26 protein-coding genes are annotated in these 24,779 nt (G+C 72.0%); 16 read left to right on the top strand and 10 right to left on the bottom strand.

The annotated features are described in order from the left end of the window. Positions 1–88 precede the first annotated feature (88 nt). Positions 89–1,579 (top strand): CHAD domain-containing protein, encoded by a 1,491-nt coding sequence (locus ACQPZP_RS02270; protein ID WP_433475952.1) that lies wholly within the window; start codon positions 89–91, stop codon positions 1,577–1,579. On the opposite strand, the gene ACQPZP_RS02265 is transcribed toward ACQPZP_RS02270, so the two are convergent. Together ACQPZP_RS02265 and ACQPZP_RS02260 are read right to left on the bottom strand one after the other, a co-directional pair. Further along, a complete protein-coding gene (locus ACQPZP_RS02265; protein WP_433475951.1) occupies positions 1,545–2,435 on the bottom strand; it encodes an NUDIX hydrolase in 891 nt (296 codons plus the stop codon). The genes ACQPZP_RS02270 and ACQPZP_RS02265 overlap by 35 nt on opposite strands. Then, positions 2,428–4,512 carry an RNA degradosome polyphosphate kinase gene (locus ACQPZP_RS02260; protein ID WP_433475950.1) on the bottom strand — a complete coding sequence of 695 codons (2,085 nt, stop codon included), beginning with the start codon at positions 4,510–4,512 and terminating at the stop codon, positions 2,428–2,430. Before ACQPZP_RS02260 ends, ACQPZP_RS02265 begins: the two co-directional genes overlap by 8 nt. Before the next feature lie 198 nt (positions 4,513–4,710). On the opposite strand from ACQPZP_RS02260, the gene ACQPZP_RS02255 reads away from it, so the two are divergent. Together ACQPZP_RS02255 and ACQPZP_RS02250 are read left to right on the top strand one after the other, a co-directional pair. Continuing rightward, complete coding sequence (locus ACQPZP_RS02255; RefSeq protein WP_433475949.1) at positions 4,711–6,192, top strand: pentapeptide repeat-containing protein; 1,482 nt, start codon at positions 4,711–4,713, stop codon at positions 6,190–6,192. 206 nt (positions 6,193–6,398) lie between these two features. Continuing rightward, a complete protein-coding gene (locus ACQPZP_RS02250; RefSeq protein WP_433475948.1) occupies positions 6,399–6,590 on the top strand; it encodes a hypothetical protein in 192 nt (63 codons plus the stop codon). Positions 6,591–6,659: 69 nt separating this feature from the next. On the opposite strand, the gene ACQPZP_RS02245 is transcribed toward ACQPZP_RS02250, so the two are convergent. Together ACQPZP_RS02245 and ACQPZP_RS02240 are read right to left on the bottom strand one after the other, a co-directional pair. Further along, entirely contained in the window at positions 6,660–7,826 is a 1,167-nt protein-coding gene (locus ACQPZP_RS02245) for a CU044_5270 family protein (RefSeq protein WP_433475947.1), read from the bottom strand. Beyond that, positions 7,823–8,383, bottom strand: a complete 561-nt coding sequence (locus tag ACQPZP_RS02240) for an RNA polymerase sigma factor (protein WP_433466006.1) — start codon at positions 8,381–8,383, stop codon at positions 7,823–7,825. The genes ACQPZP_RS02245 and ACQPZP_RS02240 overlap by 4 nt, the downstream gene beginning before the upstream one ends. 213 nt (positions 8,384–8,596) lie before the next feature. Here ACQPZP_RS02240 and ACQPZP_RS02235 point away from each other — a divergent pair, with 213 nt between their 5' ends. The 3 genes from ACQPZP_RS02235 to ACQPZP_RS02225 are packed head-to-tail and all read left to right on the top strand — an operon-like array spanning position 8,597 to position 11,897. Continuing rightward, complete coding sequence (locus ACQPZP_RS02235; RefSeq protein WP_433475946.1) at positions 8,597–9,796, top strand: PP2C family protein-serine/threonine phosphatase; 1,200 nt, start codon at positions 8,597–8,599, stop codon at positions 9,794–9,796. Continuing rightward, a complete protein-coding gene (locus ACQPZP_RS02230; protein ID WP_433475945.1) occupies positions 9,796–11,460 on the top strand; it encodes a sensor histidine kinase in 1,665 nt (554 codons plus the stop codon). The genes ACQPZP_RS02235 and ACQPZP_RS02230 overlap by 1 nt, the downstream gene beginning before the upstream one ends. After that, positions 11,457–11,897 carry a response regulator gene (locus ACQPZP_RS02225; protein ID WP_433475944.1) on the top strand — a complete coding sequence of 147 codons (441 nt, stop codon included), beginning with the start codon at positions 11,457–11,459 and terminating at the stop codon, positions 11,895–11,897. Before ACQPZP_RS02230 ends, ACQPZP_RS02225 begins: the two co-directional genes overlap by 4 nt. Here the strand turns inward: ACQPZP_RS02225 and ACQPZP_RS02220 are convergent. Beyond that, positions 11,881–13,062, bottom strand: coding sequence for a PP2C family protein-serine/threonine phosphatase (locus tag ACQPZP_RS02220; RefSeq protein WP_433475943.1), 1,182 nt, complete (start codon positions 13,060–13,062; stop codon positions 11,881–11,883). The two genes, ACQPZP_RS02225 and ACQPZP_RS02220, sit on opposite strands and share 17 nt — an antisense overlap. A 98-nt stretch (positions 13,063–13,160) precedes the next feature. Here ACQPZP_RS02220 and ACQPZP_RS02215 point away from each other — a divergent pair, with 98 nt between their 5' ends. The 3 genes from ACQPZP_RS02215 to ACQPZP_RS02205 all read left to right on the top strand — a co-directional run bounded on the left by ACQPZP_RS02215 (position 13,161) and on the right by ACQPZP_RS02205 (position 15,290). Continuing rightward, positions 13,161–13,634 (top strand): MarR family winged helix-turn-helix transcriptional regulator, encoded by a 474-nt coding sequence (locus tag ACQPZP_RS02215; RefSeq protein ID WP_433466001.1) that lies wholly within the window; start codon positions 13,161–13,163, stop codon positions 13,632–13,634. A 153-nt stretch (positions 13,635–13,787) separates the two neighbouring features. Further along, complete coding sequence (locus tag ACQPZP_RS02210) at positions 13,788–14,591, top strand: L,D-transpeptidase (RefSeq protein WP_433475942.1); 804 nt, start codon at positions 13,788–13,790, stop codon at positions 14,589–14,591. 48 nt (positions 14,592–14,639) lie between these two features. Then, positions 14,640–15,290, top strand: coding sequence for a choice-of-anchor P family protein (locus ACQPZP_RS02205; protein ID WP_433475941.1), 651 nt, complete (start codon positions 14,640–14,642; stop codon positions 15,288–15,290). Between the two features lie 45 nt (positions 15,291–15,335). On the opposite strand, the gene ACQPZP_RS02200 is transcribed toward ACQPZP_RS02205, so the two are convergent. Both ACQPZP_RS02200 and ACQPZP_RS02195 read right to left on the bottom strand, forming a co-directional pair. Further along, positions 15,336–15,749 (bottom strand): ATP-binding protein, encoded by a 414-nt coding sequence (locus tag ACQPZP_RS02200; protein WP_433475940.1) that lies wholly within the window; start codon positions 15,747–15,749, stop codon positions 15,336–15,338. 112 nt (positions 15,750–15,861) lie between these two features. Continuing rightward, complete coding sequence (locus ACQPZP_RS02195) at positions 15,862–16,239, bottom strand: hypothetical protein (RefSeq protein ID WP_433475939.1); 378 nt, start codon at positions 16,237–16,239, stop codon at positions 15,862–15,864. Between the two features lie 125 nt (positions 16,240–16,364). Here ACQPZP_RS02195 and sepF point away from each other — a divergent pair, with 125 nt between their 5' ends. After that, a complete protein-coding gene (sepF, locus tag ACQPZP_RS02190; protein WP_179831795.1) occupies positions 16,365–16,571 on the top strand; it encodes a cell division protein SepF in 207 nt (68 codons plus the stop codon). 276 nt (positions 16,572–16,847) lie between these two features. Here sepF and ACQPZP_RS02185 read toward each other — a convergent pair whose 3' ends face one another. Beyond that, on the bottom strand, positions 16,848–18,017 hold the full coding sequence (locus ACQPZP_RS02185) for an acyl-CoA dehydrogenase family protein (protein ID WP_433475938.1): 1,170 nt from the start codon (positions 18,015–18,017) through the stop codon (positions 16,848–16,850). Continuing rightward, positions 18,017–18,658 carry a carboxymuconolactone decarboxylase family protein gene (locus ACQPZP_RS02180; RefSeq protein WP_433475937.1) on the bottom strand — a complete coding sequence of 214 codons (642 nt, stop codon included), beginning with the start codon at positions 18,656–18,658 and terminating at the stop codon, positions 18,017–18,019. The genes ACQPZP_RS02185 and ACQPZP_RS02180 overlap by 1 nt, the downstream gene beginning before the upstream one ends. Positions 18,659–18,788: 130 nt before the next feature. On the opposite strand from ACQPZP_RS02180, the gene ACQPZP_RS02175 reads away from it, so the two are divergent. The 4 genes from ACQPZP_RS02175 to ACQPZP_RS02160 all read left to right on the top strand — a co-directional run bounded on the left by ACQPZP_RS02175 (position 18,789) and on the right by ACQPZP_RS02160 (position 21,817). Then, entirely contained in the window at positions 18,789–19,409 is a 621-nt protein-coding gene (locus ACQPZP_RS02175) for a TetR/AcrR family transcriptional regulator (protein ID WP_433475936.1), read from the top strand. A gap of 12 nt (positions 19,410–19,421) precedes the next feature. Further along, entirely contained in the window at positions 19,422–20,723 is a 1,302-nt protein-coding gene (locus tag ACQPZP_RS02170) for a phosphotransferase family protein (protein WP_433475935.1), read from the top strand. 77 nt (positions 20,724–20,800) lie between these two features. Further along, positions 20,801–21,112: a hypothetical protein gene (locus ACQPZP_RS02165; protein ID WP_433475934.1), complete on the top strand. Its 312-nt coding sequence runs from the start codon at positions 20,801–20,803 to the stop codon at positions 21,110–21,112. A 60-nt stretch (positions 21,113–21,172) separates the two neighbouring features. Beyond that, entirely contained in the window at positions 21,173–21,817 is a 645-nt protein-coding gene (locus tag ACQPZP_RS02160) for an SDR family NAD(P)-dependent oxidoreductase (RefSeq protein WP_433475933.1), read from the top strand. On the opposite strand, the gene ACQPZP_RS02155 is transcribed toward ACQPZP_RS02160, so the two are convergent. Beyond that, complete coding sequence (locus tag ACQPZP_RS02155; protein ID WP_433475932.1) at positions 21,814–22,710, bottom strand: hydroxymethylglutaryl-CoA lyase; 897 nt, start codon at positions 22,708–22,710, stop codon at positions 21,814–21,816. The genes ACQPZP_RS02160 and ACQPZP_RS02155 overlap by 4 nt on opposite strands. A 59-nt stretch (positions 22,711–22,769) precedes the next feature. On the opposite strand from ACQPZP_RS02155, the gene ACQPZP_RS02150 reads away from it, so the two are divergent. Both ACQPZP_RS02150 and ACQPZP_RS02145 read left to right on the top strand, forming a co-directional pair. Next, a complete protein-coding gene (locus ACQPZP_RS02150; RefSeq protein WP_433475931.1) occupies positions 22,770–23,402 on the top strand; it encodes a GntR family transcriptional regulator in 633 nt (210 codons plus the stop codon). Beyond that, positions 23,399–24,610, top strand: a complete 1,212-nt coding sequence (locus ACQPZP_RS02145) for a CaiB/BaiF CoA transferase family protein (protein ID WP_433475930.1) — start codon at positions 23,399–23,401, stop codon at positions 24,608–24,610. Before ACQPZP_RS02150 ends, ACQPZP_RS02145 begins: the two co-directional genes overlap by 4 nt. Positions 24,611–24,779 lie beyond the last annotated feature (169 nt).

Raw genomic sequence — 24,779 nt, 5'->3', positions numbered from 1 at the left:
GAAGGTTTCTGTTGCCGTTCATCTTGGCGTGAAATGCTTGTCACCTGGGTGTGCATGCCGTATGCCGACCGTCACTGGGGAGTGAAGCGTGGCCGAGAGGCATCTTGAGATAGAGCAGAAGTACGACGCCGCGGCCGACTTCGTCCTGCCGGAGCTCGACGGGCTGCCGGGCGTGGCGTCGGTCGGGGAGCCCGAGGTCCACGAGCTGCACGCCACCTACTTCGACACCGCCGACCTGCGGCTGGCCGCCAGCAAGATCACGCTGCGCCGCCGCCGGGGCGGCGCGGACGCGGGCTGGCACCTGAAGATGCCGGCCGGCGCGGACCGCAAGCAGGAGCTGCGGGCGCCGCTCGGGCGGCCGCTGATCGTCCCGGCGAAGCTCGCGGGGCTGGTCGCGGCGTACACGCGGGGGGCGGAGCTGCGGCCCGTCGCGACGCTGGAGACGCGGCGGACCGTCGTGCGGCTGCTCGGGGCGGACGGCGACGAGCTGGCGGAGGTGGCCGACGACCTGGTGACGGGCCGCGGCCAGGACGCGGAGCCCGCGCGGTGGCGGGAGATCGAGGTCGAACTCGGCAGCGGGACGCCGGACCTGCTGAAGTCGGCCGGCAAGCGGCTGCGAAAGGGCGGCGCGAAGAGGGCCAAGTCGTCGTCCAAGCTGGGGCGGCTGCTCGGGGGCGCGGTGCCGGCCCCCGAAGCGGCGGCGGCGCGGGCCGCGGCCAGGTCGCGGATCACCGCCGCCACCTGCAACGGGAAGGCGCCGGCGATCACGACGGGCGAGGTCGTGCTGGCCTATCTCGCCGAACAGGTGGACGCGATCATCCGGTTCGACCCCAAGGCGCGGCTGGGCGAGGAGGACGCCGTCCACCGGATGCGGGTGGCCGTGCGCAGGACCAGGAGCGCCCTGCGCAGCTACCGGCCCGTGCTCGACGCGGAACGGATCGCGCCGCTCGGGCCGGAACTGCGGTGGCTGGCGCAGGTGCTGGGCGAAGTGCGCGACCTTGAGGTGCTGCGCATGCGGTTCCAGGGCGCGCCGGCCTTTCTGCTGAGCGACCTCGAAAAGCGGGAGCGGGCGGCATACCGGCGCCTCAACGCGAGCCTCAAGGAACAGAGGTACTTCACGCTGCTCGACGATCTCGACAGGCTCGCCGCCGATCCGCCGCTCGGGGCCGGGGCGGAGAAGAAGGCCCGTAAGGAACTGCCCGGGCTCGTCACACGGGCCTGGGACCGGATGGCGAAGGACTACGCGTCGATCAGGACGTCCGGCGATCCCGATCTCGCGCGCCACGACACCCGGAAGGCGGCCAAGCGCGCCCGGTACGCGGCCGAGCTCTCGGTCCCGGTGCTGGGCGTGGCGGCGAAGCGGGTGGTCAAGGACACCAAACGCATCCAGGAGGTGCTCGGCGCCCACCAGGACGGCGTGATCGCCATGGAGCACCTCGACGCGGCCCGGAAGCGCGCGCGGACGACCGAGGAGGCGTTCATGCTCGGCGTCCTCTACGGGACGGAGCGGTGCGAAGCCGAGGACGCGAGGGACCGCCTGGCGATCACCTGGTCGCAGACGCTCGGGCCGTCGTTCTAGGGCTGTGGCGTTCCAGGGCGGCCATCGAGCCGTCGGCCAGGTGCGCCGTCCAGAACTCGCCCTTGCGCAGGCTCGGGTCGTCGGGCACCTTCTCGCCCAGTTCCCTGCACAGACCGGTGATGAGTTCTGAAACGACCTCGCCGTGCGTGCACACGACGGTCGGCGCGCCGGCCATCGAGAGCAGCTTCTCCAGGGCCAGTTCAGGCTCGGTGTCGCCGACCGTGAACACGGCCTCCGTGCAGGCGGAGGCGCGCACCAGCCGCGCGTAGGGCAGGACGGTCTCCAGGCAGCGCGCCGTCGCCGAGCTCACCACCCGCATGGGCCCGTAGGAGTGCAGGAGCACCGCCAGTTCGGCCGCCTCGGCACGGCCGGCGTCGTCCAGGGGCCGCAGTTCGTCGGCGTGCCGCCACGCGTGCTTCTCCCCCGCGGTCGCGTGCCGGAGGATCACGAGCGGGGACGTGGCGGCGGGCCCGCCGAGGAACTCGTGGAGCAGTTCGATGTCGTGCCCGTAGCTGAGCCGGGCCTCGGCCTCCCCGGCCGGCAGCCAGACCAGCTCGTCCACCTCGTCGTTGGGCCTGAACGCGCTCTCGGCGGCGGGCCGGGCGGCCCAGTAGTCGACGTGCTTCGTCCCCTCCCTGACCGGGTACGTGACGGTCGGCAGCCGGCGCCCGAGCCGCGGGACGATCCCCGTCTCCTCCTCGATCTCGCGGACGGCGGCCCGCAGCACATGCTCGCCCCGGTCGACCTTCCCCTTGGGGAACGACCAGTCGTCGTAGCGGGGGCGGTGGATCAGTGCGAACTCGGGGCCGTCCCGCCGCAGCAGCGCACCGGCGGCCCGGATGGTGGGCTCAGCCATCGACCGTCCTCCACCGGCGGCTCTTGACCAGGTGGGTCTGGATGTCCTGCAGGGTCTCGCCTGGACGCGGGGTGCTCCGCGTCCAGGTGCCGTCGCCGGCGAGCGTCCACGCGTGGGTGCCGTCGTCCATGGCCCGGTCGAGCAGGGCGAGCAGGTCGTCGCGCTGGGCCCGGTCGGTGACGGTGACGAGCGCCTCGACGCGCCGGTCCAGGTTGCGGTGCATAAGGTCGGCGCTGCCGATCCACACCTCGGGCTCGCCGCCGTTCTCGAACGCGAACACCCGGGAATGCTCCAGGAAGCGGCCGAGGACGCTCCGCACCCGGATCACGTCCGACAGGCCGGGCACGCCGGGACGCAGCGCGCAGATGCCGCGGACCCAGACGTCCACCGGCACCCCGGCCTTCGACGCCCGGTACAGCGCGTCGATGATCACCTCGTCCACCAGGGAGTTGCACTTGATCCGGACGCGGGCGGAGTGCCCGGCCCGCCGGTTGTCGATCTCGTGCTCGATCCGCTGGACGAGCCCGGACCGCAGGTTGTTCGGCGCCACGAGCAGCCGGTGGTAGGAGCTCTGCCGCGAGTAGCCCGTGAGGTGGTTGAACAGGGCGCTGACGTCCTCGCCGACCTCGGGGTCGGCGGTGAGCAGCCCGAAGTCCTCGTAGAGGCGGGCGGTCTTCGGGTGGTAGTTGCCGGTGCCGATGTGGCAGTAGCGGCGCAGCTGGCCCTCGGCGTCCTGCCGGACGATCAGCGCGAGCTTGCAGTGCGTCTTCAGCCCGACGAACCCGTAGACGACGTGGCAGCCGGCCGTCTCCAGCTTGCGCGCCCACGCGATGTTGGCGCGCTCGTCGAACCGGGCCTTCAGCTCGACGACGACCACGACCTGCTTGCCCGCCTCGGCCGCGCTCATCAGCGCGTCCACGATCGGGGAGTCGCCGCTCGTCCGGTACAGCGTCTGCTTGATCGCGAGGACGCGCGGGTCGGTCGCGGCGTCCTCGATCAGCCGCTGGACGGTCGTGGTGAACGAGTCGTACGGGTGGTGGACGAGGACGTCCCGCTCACGGATCGCGCTGAAGATGCTCGCGTCCTCGGGCAGCGCCTCCTTCGACGGGACGAAAGGGGGGTACTTCAGTTCCGGCCGGTCGAGGTCGGCGATGGCCGCGAGCCCGCCGAGGTCGAGCGGCCCGACCACGCGGTAGATCTGGCCCTCGTCCACCGCCAGCTCGGAGGTGAGCAGCTCCAGCACGCCGTCGGAGATCGACTCCTCGACCTCCAGCCGGACGACCGGGCCGAACCGGCGGCGCAGCAGCTCGCGCTCCAGTGCCTGCAGCAGTCCCTCGCTGATGTCGTCGTCGATCTCCAGGTCCTGGTTGCGGGTGACCCGGAACGCGTGGTGCTCGACGACCTCCATCCCGACGAACAGCTGCCCGAGGTGCGCGGCGATGACGTCCTCCAGCGGCGTGAACCGGTCGGGGGACGCCTCGATGAAGCGCGGCAGCAGCGGCGGCACCTTGACCCGGGCGAACATCGTCGCGTCGGTCTCCGGGTCGCGGACGATCACCGCGAGGTTGAGCGACAGGCCGGAGATGTAGGGGAACGGGTGCGCCGAGTCGACGACGAGCGGGGTCAGCACCGGGTAGATCCGGTCGCGGAACAGCCGCCGCAGCCGCTCCTGCTCGGTCTCGGCCAACTCGTCCCAGCGCAGGATGTCGATGCCCTCGTCGCCGAGCGCGGGCCGGACCTCGTGCCGGAAGCAGGACGCGTGCCGCAGCATCAGCTCGTGCGCGACCTCGCCGGTGCGTTCCAGCACCTCGCGGGGCTGCCGGCCGCTGGCGGACTGGACGGCGAGGCCGGTCGCCATCCGGCGGGCGAGGCCGGCGACGCGGACCATGAAGAACTCGTCGAGGTTGCTGGAGAAGATCGACAGGAAGCGGACGCGTTCGAGCAGCGGCAGGTCCGGATCCTCGGCCAGCTCCAGGACGCGCTGGTTGAATCTCAGCCAGCTCTCCTCCCGGTCGAGGAAGCGGTCGTCGGGCAGCGCTTCGGACGCCTGGGGGAGTTGTCCTGGGTTGACGGTCATGCCTTAATTGTCCCTGACGAACATGAACAAATGTAGAACTCGCGTGTCGTATCGAAGTGTTGAACACCTCGATCCTGCCCGGGGTTCCCGCAGATCACTCCGGCATGGCCGGCCGAGCCAAGCCTGACCCGCGGGTTGTAACGACCTGACTACCGGGAGACCTTCACGGCGGGGGCCCGCGTGGGTAGAACGAAGACCGTGACCCATCACGAGCCCCGCCATCGCCCGGCCGCGCCGCCCACGGTGTTCTGGCCACGCTGCACGGCCGTCCACGGCTGCACCGGACGCGCCTCAGGAGAACTCGGGAGCTGCGCGGCCCATCTGCGTCCCCGCGAGTTCGAACGGTTCGTGGCCGCGCTGCGCCCCGGCGCCGACGTCGACCTGCGCGGCGTCACCGTCCCGGCATGGCTGCTCGACGCCGTGCTCGACGCCGTCACCGGTCCCGACGGCCGCCCGCACCTCGGCCGGACCCGCTTCGACGGGGCGGTGCTGCCGTCGGACGCGGCCCTGCGCGGCTTCTGCGTCGAGGGGGACAGTTCCTTCGACGGCGCCTGCTTCCTCGGCGGCGTCTCGTTCTACGACGCGCGGTTCTTCGGCAACGTCTCGTTCCGTGGCGCACGGTTCGGACGCAACGTCTCCTTCCACGAGGCCCGCTTCCACCGGCACGCGTCGTTCGAGGAGGCCGTCTTCACCGGGGACGCCGTGTTCGGCGAGACGAGATGGCACGCCGACGCGTCGTTCCGGAACGCCGTGTTCATGGGCGCGGCCTGCTTCGACCGCGCGCGGTTCGGCCGGGACGCGGCGATGCAGGCCGCGTGCTTCGGTGGATCCGTGTCGTTCAAGCGCGTCCGGGTCGCCCGGCACGCCCGGTTCGAGCGGACCCGGTTCCGGCACGGCGTGTGGCTCGGCCCGCTGGTGGCGGGCGGCCGGATCGGGCTGACGGACGCGACCGTGCACGGCGGCCTGCGGGTGCACGCGGCGGCGCCGCTGGTCACGGCCCGCGGGGCGACCGTCCACGGGGAGGCGGACTTCCGGCTGCGGCACGCCGAACTCGACCTGGAGGACACGCTGTTCGAGGGCCCGGCGGCCGTCCGGTCGCTCGCCCACCAGATCCAGGGGCTCGCCGAGCCGGCGTGGGCGGGCCCGCCGGCCGTCCGGCTCACCTCGCTGCGCAGGGCCGACGCGACCGGGCTGCTCCTCGCCGACGTCGACCTGAGCCGCTGCGGATTCCTCGGCCTGCGGACGGACGCGCTGCGGATCACGGGCGACTGCCTGTTCGCGACCGTCCCCGGCCGGCGCCGGCTGCGGCCGGGGCACCGAGGCGGCCGGGCCGTGCTCGCCGAGGACCTCGCACGCGGCGGCGACGCGCCCTACGACGACCGCCTGCGGGTCCTGTACCTGGCACTGGCCCGAGCGACGGCCGACGCGGACCGCGGCCGCGTGGCCAGGGACTTCCGCTACAGCGCGCTGGAGATGCGGCGGCACGGCGAACGCGACCCCTGGCGGCGCGCGGGCCTGCACCTCCTCTGGATCACCTGCGGGTACGGGCTGCGCGCCGGACGCGCCGTCGCCTGGCTCGCCGTCATCGTCGCGCTGGTGTGCTACGGCGCGTCATTCCTCCGGCACGATGCCCAGGCCGACAGCGTCCACGCCGCGCACGTTGGAGGCCGGAACACATAACCGTTCGGCGGGCGCCCAAAAGCGCCGGGGTTGTTTTGTCAGACCCTTGCGTAATGATTCTTGTTATGAGCAGAGACACCCATCCGGGGGTGCAGTGCCCGCACTGCCAATCGCATCTCGCGCTCGTCCCCGTGACTGGAAACCCCGTGACTGGAAACCCCGTCTCCGGAAACTCCGCCGCCGCACCCGTGCCCGTCCTGCCGATCGTGCTGAAGGAGGAATGGCAGCCTCCGCCCGTCGCCGAGGTCCTCGCCGTTTACGCCGGGCGTGCCAAGGACACCGTGACCGCTACGCGCGGCGCCGCCAAGGTACGGGAAAGCCTGAACCGTGCCAGGGCCGCCTCCGCACAACGCAGGGCCGCGCAGAAAACCGCGCGCCGAACACCCAAAAGCGCCTGATCACATCTCGGCCACTAACGCCGGGAAGGGACGGCGCCGCCCTGTGGCACCGTCCCTTCGTCAATGCCGTCAGCGTGGCTTCGAATCCGTCCATTCGGTGCCGACCGTGACGGTGGAGTCCATCGTCCGCCCGGCAGGGATCGGCGACCCGGCCGCCGGTGCCGCCATCACGTTCATGCTGGCCAGCGCGGTACCGGACGACATATCAATGATCATTTCGTGCCGGATGACACCGACCGGCGTCTTCTCCTCCATCGCGATCGCGTTTCCGGCCCGCCCCTCGGGGTCGGTGACCTTCCCGAGCGATCTCACGGTCGGCAGCCCGGCCAGCATCCGGAACCCGGCCGCCCGCACCTCGGGCTTCACCGGCATGTCCATCACCAGGCCGCGCGCCACGGTGTAGAGCCACTCGTCCGCCGCCATCGGCCGGTTCGACTCGGTGTCGTGCCCCTTGTACCAGCGCATCAGCTCCGCCTTGAGCCGCTTCGGGTCGGACGGCAGCGACCGCAGGTCCTTCATCGTCACGTTCCGCCCGAGCCAGAACACCTTGTCCCCGTCGACCAGCGGCGAGCCGTTGAAGTGGCGGCGACCGGGCGCGGTCGTAACCGTGAACGGCTTGAGGCGGCCCTTGGCGCCCGGCGCGACCGGAACTTTGATCTTGAACGTGGTGGGCGCCCCCGCACGCCGCCACGCCTCCTCGTCCGCCTTCGTCGCGGGCCGCGCCCCGAGGTCCTGCTGGCCGGCCCACTGCTTGCCGCCCGGCCTGCTCGGCGTCCAGCCCTCCGACCTGCTCCGGAGCGTGATGTCGTAGCGGTCGCCGCCCGTCCCCACCGTGTAGGTGCTGGACGAGATCGTCACCTGGTGCCAGTACGCCCGCATCGTCTCGCTCTGACCGTCCGCCTTCTCCGCGGCCGCGAGCAGGACGGTCCTCGCGTCCAGCGTCACGGTGGGTGCGCCGCTCCGGCCGGGCCCGGTCCCGTTCCCGCCGGTGGCGCCGCCGCCGGTCGTGATGACGGCGGCCGCGGCGACCGCGCCGGCCGTGACCGCCCCGGCCAGCCCGAGACCCCACACCGGCCGCATCCGCCGCCGCGCCGGCACCGCCGCCGAGGACGGCACCGAGGGCGCGGCCGCCATGGCCCGCGCCAGCTCCGCCTGCCGGACTCCCTCGTCGACCGGCACATCCGGGTCCAGCTCGGCGGGCCGCGCCTCCCGCAGGGTCCGCAACACGTCGCTCATGACATCTCCTCACTGATGATCCCCACCTGCGGACGCGCCGCCTGCCCCGCCCCGCCGCCCGCCGGCTCCGCTTCGGCGGCGCGGAGGAGACGGCGGCGGGCACGATGGAGGCGGACGCGCAGCGCGGCGGGCGAGCAGCCGACGACCTTGGCGGCCTGGCGCGGCGTCAGCCCCTGCCAGGCGATGAGGATGAGGATCTCCCGATCCCCCTCGGGCAACGCCGCCATCGCGCGCACGACCGCGAGCCGCTCCGCCACATCGTCGGCGATGTCGCCCGCCGGTCGCGGCGCCCACCGCCTGAGCTCGGCCGCGAACGACTCGCGCCGCACCTCCGCGCGGTGGCCGTCGCGCAGGACGTTCCGCGCGACACCGAGCAGCCATGGCAGCGCGGGGTCGGGGACGTCGGCAAGCCGCCGCCACGCCACGGCGAAGGTCTCGCTCACCACCTCGTCCGCGATCTGCCCGCCGGCGCGGGCGGCGGCGTAGGCCCACACGCGCTGGCGGCATTCGTCGTAGATCGCGGTGAAGCGCTGTTCATCGGGGGCTTCGTCTGCCACCGCGGGCTCCTCCGTCCGTCCAGGTGTTCCTGTCACGAGGTAGTGGTCCGGGAGGCGGCATCGTTACGCGCGACACGCGTAGGTTGAGTGGCCGAAGACTCCGTTGCGGGTGTTCGCCGTGCAGCCCGGCGAGCGGGTGCCCTTAACATTTGCTGGACGACAAGGGACTCCCCGCCGTCGTCCCCGGTTGCGCCCGACCGAAGGAGCTGAGACATGGCCGCGATGAACAGTCGCGGTGCGGAGCGGCTCCTCGGTGTCGCCGGTTCCCCGCACCTCCTTCTCGTCGAGGACGATCCGGGCGACGCGTTCCTGTTCGAGGAGCTGCTGGCCGAGGCCCAGCCCGGCGTCCGGATCACCGTGGCGACCACGCTGGCCGAGGCCGTCGCCGCGCTGCGGCCGGACATCCAGTGCGTCATCGTCGACCTCTCCCTTCCGGACGCCCGGGGCCTGGACGCCCTCCACGAGGTCCGGGCGCACGCGCCCGCCACGGCCGTCCTCGTGCTGACCGGCCTCGCCGACGCGCACGTCGGCGTGGCGGCGGTCGCCGCCGGCGCCCAGGACTACCTCGTCAAGCAGGACGTGGACAGCGCGCTGCTCACCCGGGCGATCAGCTACGCGATCGAGCGCAAGCGCGCCGACGAGTCCGAGCGGCAGCTCGTCGAGGCCCGGGCGCTGAGCCGGGAGAACGCCCGGCTGGAACGCGGCCTGCTCCCGGTCCCGATCCTGCACGACCGGTCGCTGCGGCACCATGCCCGCTACCGGCCGGGACGCGACCGGGCCCTGCTCGGCGGCGACTTCCACGACACGGTGGAGACCGCCGACGGCGCCGTCCACGTCGTGATCGGCGACGTCAGCGGGCACGGCGCGGACGAGGCGTCGCTCGGGGTCCGGCTCCGCATGGCGTGGCGCACGCTCGTCCTCGCCGGGCACACCGGCCCGCGGCTCCTGGACACGCTCGACGCCGTCCTGGAGCACGAGCGGTGGGGCGAGGAGATCTTCACGACCGTCTGCATGCTGACGATCGCGCCCGACCGGCGCACCGCCCGGCTGCACCGGGCCGGGCATCCGCGGCCGCTGTTCTTCGGGCCCGCCGGCGTCGAGGCGATCCCGGACGAGCCGCACGGCCCGGCCCTCGGGCTGATCCCCGGCGCCGGCTGGCCCGCCGTCGATCTGGAGCTCGGCGACTCGTGGGGGCTGCTGCTGTACACCGACGGGCTGATCGAGGGCTACACAGGCGACGACGGCGAGCACCTCGACCTGTCCGGCCTGATGCGGCTGGCCAAGACCGCGCATGGGACCGGGCAGCGTGGGGACGTGCTCGTCGACGGGCTCATCGCGGAGGCGGAACGGCTGAACGGGGACGTGCTGTCCGATGATCTGGCCGTGCTGCTGCTGAGCCGCGGAGACGGCTGATGACCCCGCGATCGGGGGACACCGAACTCGCGCGCGAACGCGGCATCACCGGGCCGGGCGTCGTGCTGCCGGAGACGGAGATCCCCGAGGGGCACGGGATGGGCCGGGTGCGGCTCGTCCAGATCTACCGGATCGGCTCCCTCGTTCTCGGCGCGCTGCTGCTGGCGGCGTTCGTCCAGGCCGGATTCGCGCTGTACGGGAACGACCAGGCCCGGGACGTCCTCCTCAACAGGGTCGATCCGGCGACGCTGGAGCAGTTCCGCCTGACCACGGCCATCACCAACCAGGACGCCGCCATCCGCGACTACGCGCAGGACGGCGGGGCCGGGCACGTCGCGCAGTACCGGGCGGCCGTCCGGCAGGAGGCGGTGTCCGCCGCGCGGATGCGGCGGCTCCTCACCGGGGTGCCGGGCCGGGCGGACGTCGACCGCCTGCTCGCCAAGGCCACCGCCGACTCCCGGGCGTGGCGGACCGAGTTCGCCGACGAGGTCGCGGCCGGACCGGGCGGTCAGGGCCTGGAACCCGACCAGAGCCGGCGGGCTCGGCGGCTGCTCAACGAGGCACGCGGCGATATGACGCCCCTCCAGGCCGGCCTGACCAGGCTGCACGACCGGGCCGCCGCGAAGCTCACGTCCCGGGCGAAGACCGCCCAGTGGTCGACGGTCGCCGCGCTCGTGGTGGTCGTCGTGGCCGCGCTGCTGCTCGCCCTGCTGTTCCGCCGGACCGTGCTGACCCCGGTGTCGTCGCTGACCGGACGCGTCCGCGCCGTGTCCCACGGCGACTTCGGGCACCGCCTCGACGTCCCCGGCCCGGCCGAGATCAACGAGCTGGCGGCGATCATCGACGCGATGCGCACCCGGATCATCGAGGAGTGGCGGGCCAGCGAGGCGAAGACGCGCCGGCTCGACGAGCAGACGCGGGCGCTCAACGAGCAGACCGAGGAGCTGCGCCGCTCCAACGCCGAACTGGAGCAGTTCGCCTACGTCGCGAGCCACGACCTGCAGGAGCCGCTGCGCAAGGTCGCCAGCTTCTGCCAGATGATCGAGCGCCGGTACGGCGACCAGCTGGACGAGCGGGGAAGGCAGTACATCGCGTTCGCCGTCGACGGCGCCAAGCGCATGCAGGCCCTGATCAACGACCTGCTGAGCTTCTCGCGGGTCGGCCGGCTGTCGCGTCCCGAGGAGTCCGTCGACCTGAACGACGTCGCCCGGCGGGCCCTCGACAACCTGGCGACGCTGCGCGAGGAGACCGGCGCCGAGGTGGACGTGGCGGACCTGCCGGAGGTCTCCGGCGACCGCACGCAGTTCACGCAGCTCTTCCAGAACCTCATCGGCAACGCGATCAAGTTCCGCCGCGAGGGCGTGCCGCCCCGCGTCACCATCGACGTCCGCGGTGCCGGCGACGAGTGGGAGTTCCGCTGCGCCGACAACGGCATCGGCATCGAGCCCCGCTACGCCGACCGGATCTTCCTGATCTTCCAGCGGCTGCACCCGCGCGACGAGTACACCGGGACGGGCATCGGCCTGGCCCTGTGCAAGAAGATCGTCGAGTACCACGGCGGCCGGATCTGGCTGGACACCGGCGACTCCGGCGGCGCCCCCGGCACCACCTTCCACTGGACGCTGCCGGTGCGGCCGTCCACCGGCGACGGAGAGGACGGATGATGAACGAAGGCCCCCGCCCCATCGAGGTCCTGCTCGTCGAGGACGACCCCGGCGACATCCTGCTGACGGTCGAGGCGTTCGAGCACAACAAGGTCAACAACACGCTGCACGTCGTCAACGACGGCGAGCAGGCCATGGCGTTCCTGCGCCGGCAGGGCGAGTACGCGGACGTCCCGCGTCCCGACCTGGTGCTGCTCGATCTGAACCTGCCGCGCAAGGACGGCCGCGAGGTGCTCGAAGAGATCAAGAACGACGACGACCTGCGCCGCATCCCCGTCGTCGTCCTCACCACGTCCGAGGCGGACGAGGACATCCTGTGCAGCTACGACCTGCACGCCAACGCCTACGTCACCAAGCCGGTCGACTTCGACCGGTTCATCTCCGTCGTCCGCCGTATCGACGACTTCTTCGTCACTGTGGTCAAGCTTCCCCGCTGACGTCCGCGGCGTCCGGCCGCGCCCCGAGCCAGTCGATGCACACGATGACCGCGTCGTCGACCGGCTCGGTGCCCTCGTGGTAGGCGACGAAATGCCGGATCATCGTGCGGACGGCCTCTGCCGGGTATTGCAGCCGGGTCGCGCGCAGGGCCTGGAGCAGCGCGGACTCCCCGTACGGGATCCCGGCCGGAGACAGGGCCGCGTGCACCCCGTCGCTGACGATGACCAGCCGGTCTCCTTGGTCGACGGTGAACTCCTCGGTCGTGTAGCGGGTGTCGCCGAACATCCCGAGCGGCATCTGCGCCTCGAACCCGACCTCCTCGGCGGCGCCGTTCCGCATCCGGTAGATCCTCGGCGACCCCGCGTCGATCACCCGGACCCGCCCGGTCGCCGGCTCGAACTCCAGCAGCAGCGTGGCCACGTGCCGCTCGCCCCGGTACCGCGCGAACAGCGCCTCGTCGGCGAGCGCCGCCTGCTCGGCGATGTCGCCCCCGGACCGGCGAGAGTTGCGCAGGGCGCTGATCGCCAGGTGGGTGAGCGCGGCCGCCTCCGTCCCCGACCCCATCCCGTTGCTGACGGTCAGCGTGAGCCGCTCACCGGACGCGGACCAGTCGAAGTTGTCGCCCCACACCGCGTACGCGGGTTCCAGCTGGCCCGCGAACCGGAACTCGGCGGAGTCGAAGGCGAGCGCGGGCAGCAGGTCCCACTGCATCTCGGCGGCGAGCGTCAGCCGCGTCCGGCGCCGGACGCGCCGGTACAGGTCGGTGCCCTGGTCGGCGATCTTGAGGGCGCGGGCGAGGGTGGCGGCGAAGCCGTCCAGCCAGGCCGGGCCGCCGTCCGGGAGCCGCACCGACAGCACCCCGAGCCGCTCCCCCCGAACGGTCAGCGGCAGGTGGACGAGCCGGCCGCCGTCCTCCCGGACGGTCCGCTGCGACGCGAAGGCCCGCCCCGGCCCGGTGTTGTCCACCGGCACGTCGTCGCCACCGGAGATCGTCCGGACGAGGTACGCCTGCCGGTAGTCGATGAGCAGCACCTCGGCGCCGGCCCCGTCCGCGTACCGTCTGAGCAGGTCGTCCGCCGCCGTGAGCAGTTCGTGCGGCCGCGCCGTCCAGATCGCCTCCTCGACCTTCTCGAACGGGCCGTCGTGCCCGGGTTCGCCATGCATCGTCGCTCCTCGCCGGTAGCCGCGCAGCCACCCCGCGGCACCCGGGATCCACGGATCCCGGTATGCCGTGGGCGACGTCGTGTGTAACAGTGGAGGGCATGGTGGCCACGTCGGGTGATGGCGCCGCGGAGTCCGCGGCCGCGCTCGACGACGCGGCCTCCACCCTGATGAACGTCTGGTCGCGCGCCAACAATGCCCCGGACGTCCCCGTCCCGTCCACGCAGCTCCGCGCCCTCTTCGTGCTGGAGCGCGGGCCGGTCAACATCAGCAACCTGGCGGGCGAGCTGGGCGCGCTGGTGTCCTCGGCGAGCCGGCTGTGCGACCGGCTGGAGGCCGCCGGGCTGCTCAGCCGCGACATCGGACGCGACCGCCGGGAGGTCACCGTCCGGCTGAGCGCGGACGGGCGGGCCCTCCTCGACCGGCTCCGGCTGCGGCGGCGCGAGGATCTCACCCGCGTCCTCGCCGAGATGCCGGCGCCCGCGCGGGCCGCCCTGCTGTGGGGGCTCGCCGAGTTCCACGACGCGGCCTCCAGGCCGGACGACGAGGACGGCTCGCTCTCCATGCTCGCCTGAACCGTCCCGTGAAATCCGTTTTTCCCGGATAAGCAGCGACATTCCACAGAGAGCCCACCAAATCGACGATTATCGACATTTAGAGTCGGGGTTCTGCTGCATTTTTCGCCATTCCCGATGCGAACGTCTTCACCACTACTAACATCCCGCCCCATGGCGACAAAAAATGCCCCATGGCATTCCCTCCGCGCCGTCACCGCCGGCGGGCTCACCACGGCCCTGCTGCTGTCGCTCGCCGCGTGCGGCGGCTCGTCCCGGCACGGCACCGCGTCCGCCGAGGGCACCGGCGGGAGCGCCGGCTCCGCGAAGGTCCCGGAGGCGACCACGTACGGCACCGTCTCCGGCGCCCCCAAGGACGCGACGCCCTCGGGCGCCACCGACGGCCTGGTCGCGCACCCGACCAGCCCGGCGCCGGTGCTCGACCGGCCGGGCGGACGGCGCGTCGCCACCCTCCCCACCACGGAACTGGGCGGCCCCACCTGGGTGCCCGTGGTGGAGACGTCGGGCGGCTGGCGGCGCGTCCTGCTGCCGAGCCGTCCGAACAAGGCGAGCGGCTGGGTCTCCGGTGCCGGGCTGAAGACCGCGCACACGCCCTACACCGTCCGGGTCGACCTCGCCCGCCGGCGGCTCACGCTGGAGAAGTCGGCACGCCGGGTGGGCCGATGGAACGTCGCGGTCGGCGGGGCCAAGACCCCGACGCCGCCCGGCCGGACGTTCGTCATGGCCAACCTCGCCCCGGCGAAGAAGACGCCGAGCCCGATCGTCCTGCCGCTCGGCACCCACTCGGCGACCCTGGACACCTTCGGCGGCGGCCCCGGCACCGTCGCCCTGCACGGCTGGCCCGACACCTCGGTGTTCGGCAAGGCCGTCACGCACGGCTGCGTCCGGGTGCCCGCGGACGCGCTGAAGGCGCTGTCCCGCGTCCCGCTCGGGTCGCTGGTGTTCATCACCGCCTGACCGGCCGCCGGAACCGCCCCCAGATCTCACGAGAATCGGAGTACGTCCATGCGTCACACCCATGTCATCAGGCGGCTCGCCACGGCGGGCCTGCTGGCCGGCGGCCTCGCCGCGGCCGCCACCCCCGCACTCGCCGCCACGCCCGGGAGCGAAGGCTCCGCGTACGGGCTGACGGTCACCGGCCCGATCGCCGTCCCGCCCGTGCCCGCCGTCTCGTCCAGCACGGGCACGGTCAGCAAGAGCCTGCTGCGCGAGGACCACACCAAGCTGGTCAAGGCGTCCGCGCTGGACGTCAGCGCCTCCGCCGCGCACGCCCGCTCGTCCGTCGCGCACCTGTCCGTCCCCGCCGCGCGGCTGCTGGCGAGCGCCGTCACCGCCAAGTGCGTCGGCGGGCAGGGCTCCGCGCACCTCGCCCGCGCCGTCCTCGCCGGGAAGCGGCTCGACTCCTCGCCGCCGCCCAACACCACCGTCCCGGTCGACGTGGACGGCCTCGGCCGGACGGCCGTCGTCCTCAACAAGCAGCAGCGCACGGCGGACGGCCGGCTCGCCGTCACCGCCATCGAGCTGACCCTGCCCGGCGGCAAGGGCGCGATCCGGATCGCGTCCGCGACCTGCGGCCGCGCCGCCGCGCCGTCCGGGGGCCCGTCCGAGGCGCCCGCGCCGAAGCCGGTCGAGCACGACCTCCCCGTCACGGGCTGACCCGTCCCCGATACGCGGCCCGGCGGGCGATCGCCCGCCGGGCCGTCAGCTCGCCAGCGATTTCTCGAAGTGCACGATCGAGCCGTTCCGGTGCACCCGGCCCGCGATGTGCAGTTCCTCCGTGAACGCCCGCATCAACTGCAGCCCGCGCCCGCTCTCGGCCAGCGGCGGCGCAGGCGCGCCCTCCCACCCGTTGGCCCCGTCCACCGCGTCCTCCGTGCCCCCGTCGATGACGTCCACGACGCATCTCGCGCCATCCATCCGCGCCCGTACCTCGTACTCCATTCCGGCCGCGGCATGCTGGATGACGTTCGCGCACGCCTCGCCCAGCGCGAGCGCGATATCGGCACGGATCTCGGATCCCACCCCGAGCCCGCGGAGGGAGGCGTCGAGAGTGTGCCGCACCAGCGGAGCACTCTCGGCGTTCCTCGGCAGGGTCATTTCGAGAACGACCTCCATGCCAATCGCCTCCGTTCCCTCTAGCAGCCAGATTTCCCCTTGCTCCCCAAGGGAAACTCAAGCCAGGGGTGTTAACTGCATTCTCTCCTCCTCGGGCCCGGGACCTGCGGGCCTATTCGTCGGCGCGGCCGGCGAGTCTGCGTAGGCTTTCCACCTGTTCCTCGTCCAGGCCCTGGTAGTCGCTTTGGCGGTGTTGTTCGGCCTGGTCGTCGATCCACTTGCCGTGCGCCTCCCACGCGGCCTGCTTGCTCACCCCGATCGCGGCGCCGATCTGTGCCCACGACGCCCCGGCCCGCCGCGCCGACCGCACGGCCAACTGGCGTCCGTACACCGCCTTACGCGCGATCACCTCCCCGAGCGCGAGCATCTCCAGCACCTCCTCGCGTCCGAGAGGTGATTCCCCGACCGCGTCCCGGACCCACAGGTCGTCGTAACGCGCGGCCGCGCTCGTCAGCGTGATGTCCCGTTCGATCCCATCTGGAGTGACCATGCTCCGAGCATGGGCGTCAGGTTCTCCTGACGTCAAGTGCTCTTGACGTCTTTCGCGTTCGGCGGAGAGCGCTTTACGTGGCGTGGGTCATTTGACCCGGTGAGGGGGACGGGCAGACTGGGGTGGTGGTCAAGTCGTTGCGTCCTCAGAACTACAACGAGGTCCTGTACGTCGGGCACTTCTTCCGCAAGGGCGTGCCCGTGCTCATGGACCTGACGGATCTACCCGACGGAGACGCCAAACGCCTCGTCGACTTCGCCACCGGCCTGGTCTTCGGCCGCGGCGGCGCTCTCGACCGCGTCGACCGGAAACTGTTCCTCCTCCAGCCCTGAGATGCCGAAGGACGAGCACTGGCCCGGAATGTGCGCCCGCTGCGGTCGCCGTCAGGAGTATTCGGAACCCTTCGACGCGGCGTTGTGCCCGTACTGCGATGAGTGGCGCGAGGACGCCTGCGGTGATCCCGGCTGCGAGTTCTGCGCACGCCGTCCGGCCCGGCCGAGCCTGGGACGCGAGGTGTATCCCAAGGACGCCGCCCTGCGCCGCGCCGCACGTCTTGCCGCGCGACGCCCCCGCACCACCGATCATCCGAGGTGATCAGCGCGACGTGCTCATGCCATCGCCTTCAGGATCCGTCGCGCGGTGCTCTGGATGTGGACCTCGTCCGGGCCGTCGTAGATGCGGCCCTCGCGGGCGTGGCGGTACATGCGGGAAAGCGGGAGGTCATCGGTGAGACCGGCGGCGCCGTGGACCTGGATGGCCCGGTCGATGACGTTGTGCAGCATGCGGGCGCCGACGACCTTGATCGCGCCGATCTCGATGCGCGCATTCGCCCCAAGGCTTTGGTCGCCCGCGTCGATCTGCTCGGCGGCCTGGAGGGTGAGCAGGCGGGCCGCCTGGATCTCGGTGTAGGAGTCGAAGACGTGCTGCTGCATCAGCTGCTTCGCCGAGAGCGGCTCCCCGAACGCGACGCGGGTTCCGAGCCGGGCGCACATCAGCTCGAAGGCGCGCTGAGCCTGGCCGAGCCAGCGCATGCAGTGGAAGATGCGGCCGGGGCCGAGCCGTTCCTGGGCGATGACGAAGCCGTGCCCGCGCGGGCCGAGCAGGTTGTCGGCCGGGACGCGGACGTCGTCGTAGGCGACCTCGTAGTGGCCGCCGTTCAGGCCGAGGACGGGCGTCTCCCGGACGATCCGGTACCCGGGCGTGTCCGTCGGCACGACGATCATGCTGAAGGAGCGGTGCGGAGCGGTCCCCTCGGGCTCGGTGCGGCACATGACGGTGGTGTAGGCGGCGTCGGCGGCGCCCGTGGTGAACCACTTGCGGCCGCTGATGACCCAGTGGTCGCCGTCCAGGACGGCCTTGGTCTGCAACTGGGTCGGGTCGGAGCCGGCGTAGGCGGGCTCGGTCATCGCGAAACTCGGCGAGACCTCCCCTGCGACCATGGGGGCCAGATAGCGCTCACGCCAGCGGGGGCTCGCGTACTTGTGCAGCATGAGCGAGTCCTGGAGCGTGAACGTGCCGAGGGCGAGCTGGCCCCATTCGCTGCGCCCCTGCACCTCGTTGACGTAGACGTAGTCGAGGAAGGGCATGCCGCCGCCGCCCAGTTCGGCGGGGTGGCCGAGCGCCCAGAGCCCCTCGTCCTCGGCCTCCCGGCGGAGTTGCCGGAGTTTCCCGCGGTCTCCGGCGTTGAGCTCGGGCTCGGCCGGTTCGACGCGTTCGGTCATGAACGCGTGGACGGCGTCCCGGACGTCCCGGACGCGGTCGGGCACGGGGAAGAGCATCAGCCCTCCCCGGTCAGGTCGGCGGCGATGTCGCGGGTGCCGTAGCCCTCGGGTGCCGCGACCTCGACGACAGGCTCGGGACGGTCGTCGAACTCCAGCCGCAGCGCGCGGGACATCGTCGCGTGCATGTCGTACATGCAGGTGATGTAGGTGAGCTGAAGGATCTCCTTGTCGGAGAGGTGCTTCTTCAGCACCTCGAAGACGGCGTCGGGGACGCGGCCGCCGTCCAGGACGAGGCAGTCGGTGTAGGCGAGGACGGCCCGTTCCAGCGGCGAGTAGCAGTCGGCCGTCTGCCAGTGCGGAATCGCCTCGATCTTCTCCTCGGCCATGCCGAGCGCCCGCATCTGCTTGCAGTGCTGCGAGAAGACGAACTGGCTGCCGCGCGCCCAGCCCGCACGGCACTGGCCGAGTTCGCGCAGGACGGGGTCGAGCTCGGCGTTCCGGTACAGCGCGAAACCGCGGACGGCGTGCCGGAACACGTCCGGGGACTGGGCGAACACCGTCCACCAGTCGCCGGGCGACCCGGTCGCGGTGCCGTGGTCGGCCGCCGGGTCGCGGTCGGGGGCGAAGAGGTGGTCATAGAAGAAGAGGATGCGCTCGTCGGTGACTTCGGCGCGGGGAACCTCACGCAGTCGCGGCATGCTTTTCCTTCCGGACGGCCCGGTCGGCGGCGTCAAGAGTTGACTTGACAGTCATATCAACTTGCCCGATGCTCGGATACTGTTCCTGCGCACATCCGGTTGTCAACCGCCGGCGAAAGGGACCACGGCGATGCGGAGCGGCGACGATCCCGGCGGGCAGCCGCTCACCGAGCGCGGCGCGCGGACCAGGGAGCGCCTCGTCGCCGCCGCCCGCGAGGTGTTCGAGGAGCGCGGCTTCCCGGAGACCCGCGTCGCCCACATCACCCGGCACGCGGGCGTCGCCTACGGGTCCTTCTACACCTACTTCCCGTCCAAGGAAGCGGTGTTCCTGGAGGTCGCCGACCGGCTGTTCCAGGAGATGACGCACCACGACCTCGTCCCGTCCGCCGGCCCGTCCCCCGCGGACCGCGTCCGGCGCGCCAACCGCGCCTACTACGAGGCGTACCGGCGCAACGCGAAGATGATGGCGATCATCGAGCAGGTCGCGACCTTCAACGAGGAGTTCCAGGGGTTGCGGCGCAAGCACCGGGCCGCGGCGGTGGGACGTTCCGCGCGGGCGATCACGCGCTGGCAGCGCGAGGGGCTCGTCCCGTCCGACCTCGACCCTGAGATGACCGCCCGCGTCCTCGGCGCGATGGTCGACCACTCGCTGTACCTGTGGCTCGTCCAGGGCGACGATCCCCCGGGCACCGAGCGCCTCCTGGAGACTCTGGACACGCTCAGCGTGCGCGCCCTCGGCCTGCAGTCCTGACGAAGGAGACCCGTGGAACCGAACACCCTGGAGCGAGCGCTCGCCGACCGGGTGGGCGCGGCCGTCACCGGGCTCCGCCGCCTGTCGGGCGGCGCGAGCCGGGAGACCTGGTCGTTCGACGCCGGCGGCCGCGCCCTGATCCTGCGCCGCGACCCGCCCGCGTCCCCCGACCCGGCCGCGATGGCCCGCGAGGCCGGGCTGCTCGCCTCCGCCGCGGACGCCGGCGTCCCCGTCCCGCGCCTCGTCGACCACGGCGACGACCTGGCCGGCTCGCCGTACATGATCATGGAGCGGCTGTCCGGGGAGACGATCCCCCGCCGCATCCTGCGGACGGAACGTCCCGGCCTGGCCCGCGAACTGGGCGGCATCCTGGCCCGCCTGCACACGATGCCGCCGGTCCCCGGTCTCCCCGGCGACGACCCGCTGACCGCGCTCACCGCGCACTATTCGGCGTTCGAGGCCCGTCCCGCGGTCGAGCTCGCGCTGCGCCAGCTGGCCGACCACCGCCCGCCCTCGTCGGGTCGCCGCACGGTCGTCCACGGCGACTTCCGCAACGGGAACCTGATGATCGCGCCCAGCGGTGTGACCGGCGTCCTCGACTGGGAACTCGCCCACCTCGGCGACCCCGCCGAAGACCTCGGCTGGCTGTGCGTCAAAGCATGGCGCTTCGGCTCTCCCCATCCCGTCGGCGGCTTCGGCCCACGCGAAGAACTCCTCGCCGGCTATGCCGCCGCAGGCGGTACCCCGCCCACGCCGGAAGAGCTCCACTGGTGGGAGGTCTACGGCACGCTTCGCTGGACGATCCTGTGCCGCCACCAGGCCGAGCGCTACCTGAGCGGAGCCGACCTCTCGATCGAGTACGCGGTCCTAGGCCGCAGAGTCTGCGAACAGGAACACGACCTTCTCCTGGCCATGGGCCTGACCGAACCCACGCTCGTCCAAGACCCACTGGAGAACGCGGAGACCCCGGATACGTCCCCTCACGACAGACCGGACGCACACACTCTCATAGACGCCGTGGGCACTTTTCTCGCAGAAGCCGAACAGCCTGACGACCGTCTACGCTTCCATGCCCGCGTGGCCGCCTCCGCCCTTCGCATAGCGCGCCGGGAACTCCTTCTAGGCGAGACCCACAAGATCGCCCACCAGAACCGCTTGACGAGCCTCGGCTGCGAAACCGACACCGACCTGGCGAAAGCCATCCGCGACGGCGTCCTGGACGACCGCATGGACGAGGTCGTGACCGCCGTGCGCGCCTCGGTGACCGACAAGCTCACCGTCGCCAACCCCCGTCACCTCTCGCTGCCCGCCTGACGCCGGCGCGCGTTTCATGGGGAACCGAAGGGCGGGCCGATGCATCAAATCCCCCAAAATCGCTCAATCAGGGGGTAATGGTGAAGCGTTCGGTTCCGGTTCTCTCGGTGCTCGCGCTCGGCGGGGTGTTGCTGGTCACCGGCTGCCAGAGCAACTCGCACAGCTGCGTCAACGGGAAATGCCATGTGACGGTGAGCGGTGCCGGTCAGACCGTGGAGGTCAACGACGTCGACGTCACGGTCTCGCAGATCAACGCTCAGGGCATGACCGTCTCGGCCGGCGGGTCGGCGCCCACCACGATCGGCAACGGGGAGAGCTCCCAGGTCGGGCCCGTCATGATCAAGGTCACCTCGATCGACGGGCAGAAGGTCAAGTTCGATCTGAACTGACGCTTGACCCTCACATCGATGTGAGGGCGTAGCGTCGTCCCCGAGCGAAGGAGGCCGGGGATGGCAGGCGCGTTGATCATCGGGGTCGGTCCGGGGATCGGGCGGGCGGTGGCCCGCCGGTTCGCCCGGGAGGGGCTGCCGGTCGGGCTCATCGCGCGGACCGAGGGGACGGTTCGCGCGGCGGCCGAAGCGGTCGAGGGGGTGCCCGTGGTCGCGGGGACGGCCGACGCCACCGACGAGGTCGCGCTGCGCTCCGCGCTGGACGAGGTCACCGGCAAGTTCGGCACGCCGGACGTCGTCGTCTACAACGCGGCGCTCATCAGGCCCGACGCGCCGGGAGAACTGTCGGTCCAGGGCCATATGGACGCCTGGGCCGTCAACGTGGTCGGTGCGATCACGGCGGCCGCCCACGTCGCGCCCGCGATGGCGGAACGGGGCCGTGGAACGTTCCTCATCACCGGCGGGATGCCGGAGCCGAAGCGCCGGTACGTCAGCCTGTCGCTGGGCAAGGCGGGTGTCCGAACGCTGGTCGAGTTGCTCGACCAGGAGTACGGGCCGTCCGGGGTGCATGTCGCGAGCGTCACCGTCGCGGGCGCGGTCGAGCCGGGGACGGACTTCGACCCGGACGACATCGCCGAGCACTACTGGCGGCTGCACACGCAGGAACGTCACGAATGGGAGCGCGAAGCGTTCCACGGGCCCTAGAACGCGCCCGCACGCCCCAGAAGTGCGGGGGCCGGCCTGCCCAGGAGGCCGGCCAGCCACGTCCCCGTTTTCGCCATCCGCTCCAAGTCGACGCCCGTTTCCACCCCGGTGCGGTGGAGGGCGTAGAGAAGGTCTTCGGTGGCGATGTTGCCGGTGGCGGCGGGAGCGAAGGGGCAGCCGCCGAAACCGCCGGCGCTCGCGTCCAGGGTTGCGGCTCCCTCGTCCAGCGCGGTGAGAGCGTTGGCGTAGCCGGTGTTCCGCGTGTTGTGGAAGTGGAAGCGCAGCGGTGTGCCGGGGGCCGCCTCGCGGGTGCGGCGGGACAAGTCGCGGACCTCCGCCGGGACGCCGACGCCGATCGTGTCGGCCAGCCCCACCTCGAAGGCCCCGGCATCGGCGGCGCGGCGGGCGATCTCGGCGACGCGGGCGGGCGGGGTGTCGCCCTCGAAGGGGCAGCCGAAGGCGGTCGCGATCGTCATTCCGATGGGGACGGCGGCGTCGGTGGCGGCCGCGGCGATGCCGTCCCAGGCGTCGAGCATGTCGGACGTGGTGCAGCCCTGGTTGCGGACGCAGAACGTGTCGGAGGCCGGAACGGCGACATTGATCTCGTCCACGCCCGCTTCCATCGCGCGGTCCAGGCCGCGGCGGTTGAGGACGAGCCCGCTGTAGGAGACGCCTTCGAGGCGGGGCACTCCGGCCATGACCTCCTCGGCACCCGCCATCTGCGGGACGCGTCTCGGGTCGACGAAGGAGACGGCCTCGACGCGGCGGGCACCCGCGTCCACGCACCGCGTGATGAAGGCGATCTTGTCCTCGGGTGAGAGCACGCGATCCTCGTTCTGCAGGCCGTCACGCGGCCCGACCTCCAGGACCGTTGTATGCAAAACGTCCTCCATTTGGCCTTGACTCACCTCTCTAGGACTATATTGCATGCAATCATCGCCAAGGAGGGACGATGGGGCGTGCCACCGACACGGCGTACGATGCCGTCCGGCAGATGATCCTTTCGGGCGCGGCGGAGGCGGGCAGCCGGCTCGGGGAGGCCGAGCTCGCGGAGACGCTCGGGCTGTCGCGCACGCCGGTGCGCGAGGCGCTGCAGCGGCTCGGGTCGGACGGCCTGGTGGAGGTTCTGCCGCACCGCGGTGCCCGGGTCGTCCAGTGGACGCGCGAGGACATCGAGGAGATCTTCGAGCTCCGGGCGCTGCTGGAGCCCTACGCCGCCGCACGGGCGGCGAGCCGGGCGCCCGGCCCGGACGTCCTCGGCGACCTGCACGAACGGTGCGACGCGATGGAGCAGGCCGCCTCGGCGGGCGATCTCGGGCGGGTCGCGCGGCTCAACTCCGCGTTCCACGCGGCGGTCATCGAGGCGTCCGGAAACCGGCGGCTGCCCGCGATGCTGACGTCCGTCATGCACGCTCCGCTGATCGTCGGGACGTTCCGCCGCTACGACGCGGACGAGATGTCACGAAGCATGCACCACCATCGCGAACTCGTCGCCGCGCTCGCCGCCGGCGACCCCGCCTGGGCCGAGTCGGTGATGCGCGCCCACATCCGCGCCGCAGCTGTGAGCCTGCGAGGAGAACGATGAGCATCCGGCAAGGGAACGATGACGCCGCCGCGCTCGGCGACTTGCGGGTCGTCGAGATGGGGCAGCTGCTGGCCGGGCCCTTCTGCGGCCAGCTCCTAGGCGACTTCGGCGCCGAGGTCGTCAAGATCGAGCCGCCGGGCACCGGGGACCCGATGCGCGAGTGGGGCCGGGAGAAGCCGCACGGCATGTCGCTGTGGTGGCCGATCCTCGCGCGCAACAAGAAGTCGGTGACGCTGAACCTGCGCACGCGGGACGGTCAGGCGCTCGCCCGGCGCGTCATCGCCCAGGCCGACGTCCTGGTGGAGAACTTCCGTCCCGGGACGCTGGAACGCTGGGGTCTCGCGCCGGGCGACCTGCGGGCCGAGAACCCGAGGCTGATCATCACGCGCGTCACCGGATACGGGCAGGACGGCCCGTACGCGCCGCGCGCCGGGTTCGGCTCGATCGGCGAGGCCATGGGCGGCATCCGGTACGTCACCGGAGATCCGGACAGGCCGCCGTCCCGCGCGGGCATCTCCCTCGGGGACGAGCTGGCCGGCACGTTCGCCGCCCTCGGCACCCTCGTCGCGTTGCACGCCCGCCACCGGACGGGACGCGGGCAGATCGTCGACTCGGCACTGTACGAGGCGGTCCTGGCGATGATGGAGTCACTCGTCCCGGAGTGGGAGATCGCCGGTTACCAGCGGGAACGCACCGGGTCGGTGCTGCCGAACGTCGCGCCCAGCAACGTCTACCCGACGAAGGACGGGCCCGTCCTCATCGCCGCGAACCGGGACACGATCTGGCGCCGCCTGGCCGCGCTCATGGGACGTCCCGAACTGGGAGACGACGAGCGTTACGCCACGCACGGCGCACGCGGCGCCAATGCGGACGAACTGGACGACCTCATCGCGGCCTGGACCGCCGGCCAGGACTCGGCGCCGCTGCTCGGCCTGCTCCACGAGAACGGGATCCCCGCCGGGCTCACGTACCGCGCCAAGGACATGCTCGCCGACCCGCACTACAAGGCGCGCGAGGCGATCATCCGGCTGGCCCATCCCGACTTCGGCGACTTCCCGATGCACAACGTCTTCCCGAAGCTGTCGGACACACCGGGCGGGGTCCGCACGCTCGGCCCGGCCCTCGGCGAGCACAACACCGAGATCTACGAACGACTCGGCCTGGCTCCCGAGGACATCGCCGGCCTGGAAGCCTCGGGCACGATCTGACGAGACCATCGCCGACAGGCGTGTGAGAAAGACGAACGCGCTCGCCGGGGGTGGATCTGTCCGCGCGCCCGAGCACCGTGCCCGATATCGGGCCGGGGGTGGCCCGCCGGAGGGGTCTGGACGGCGTCGGCCAAACGACGTAGGGGCCCGGCATGGCCGGGCCCCTCAG

This window comes from Spirillospora sp. CA-142024 (genome assembly GCF_050942325.1).
GTDB lineage: Bacteria > Actinomycetota > Actinomycetes > Streptosporangiales > Streptosporangiaceae > Spirillospora.
This window is presented reverse-complemented; position numbering and strand designations above follow the sequence as displayed.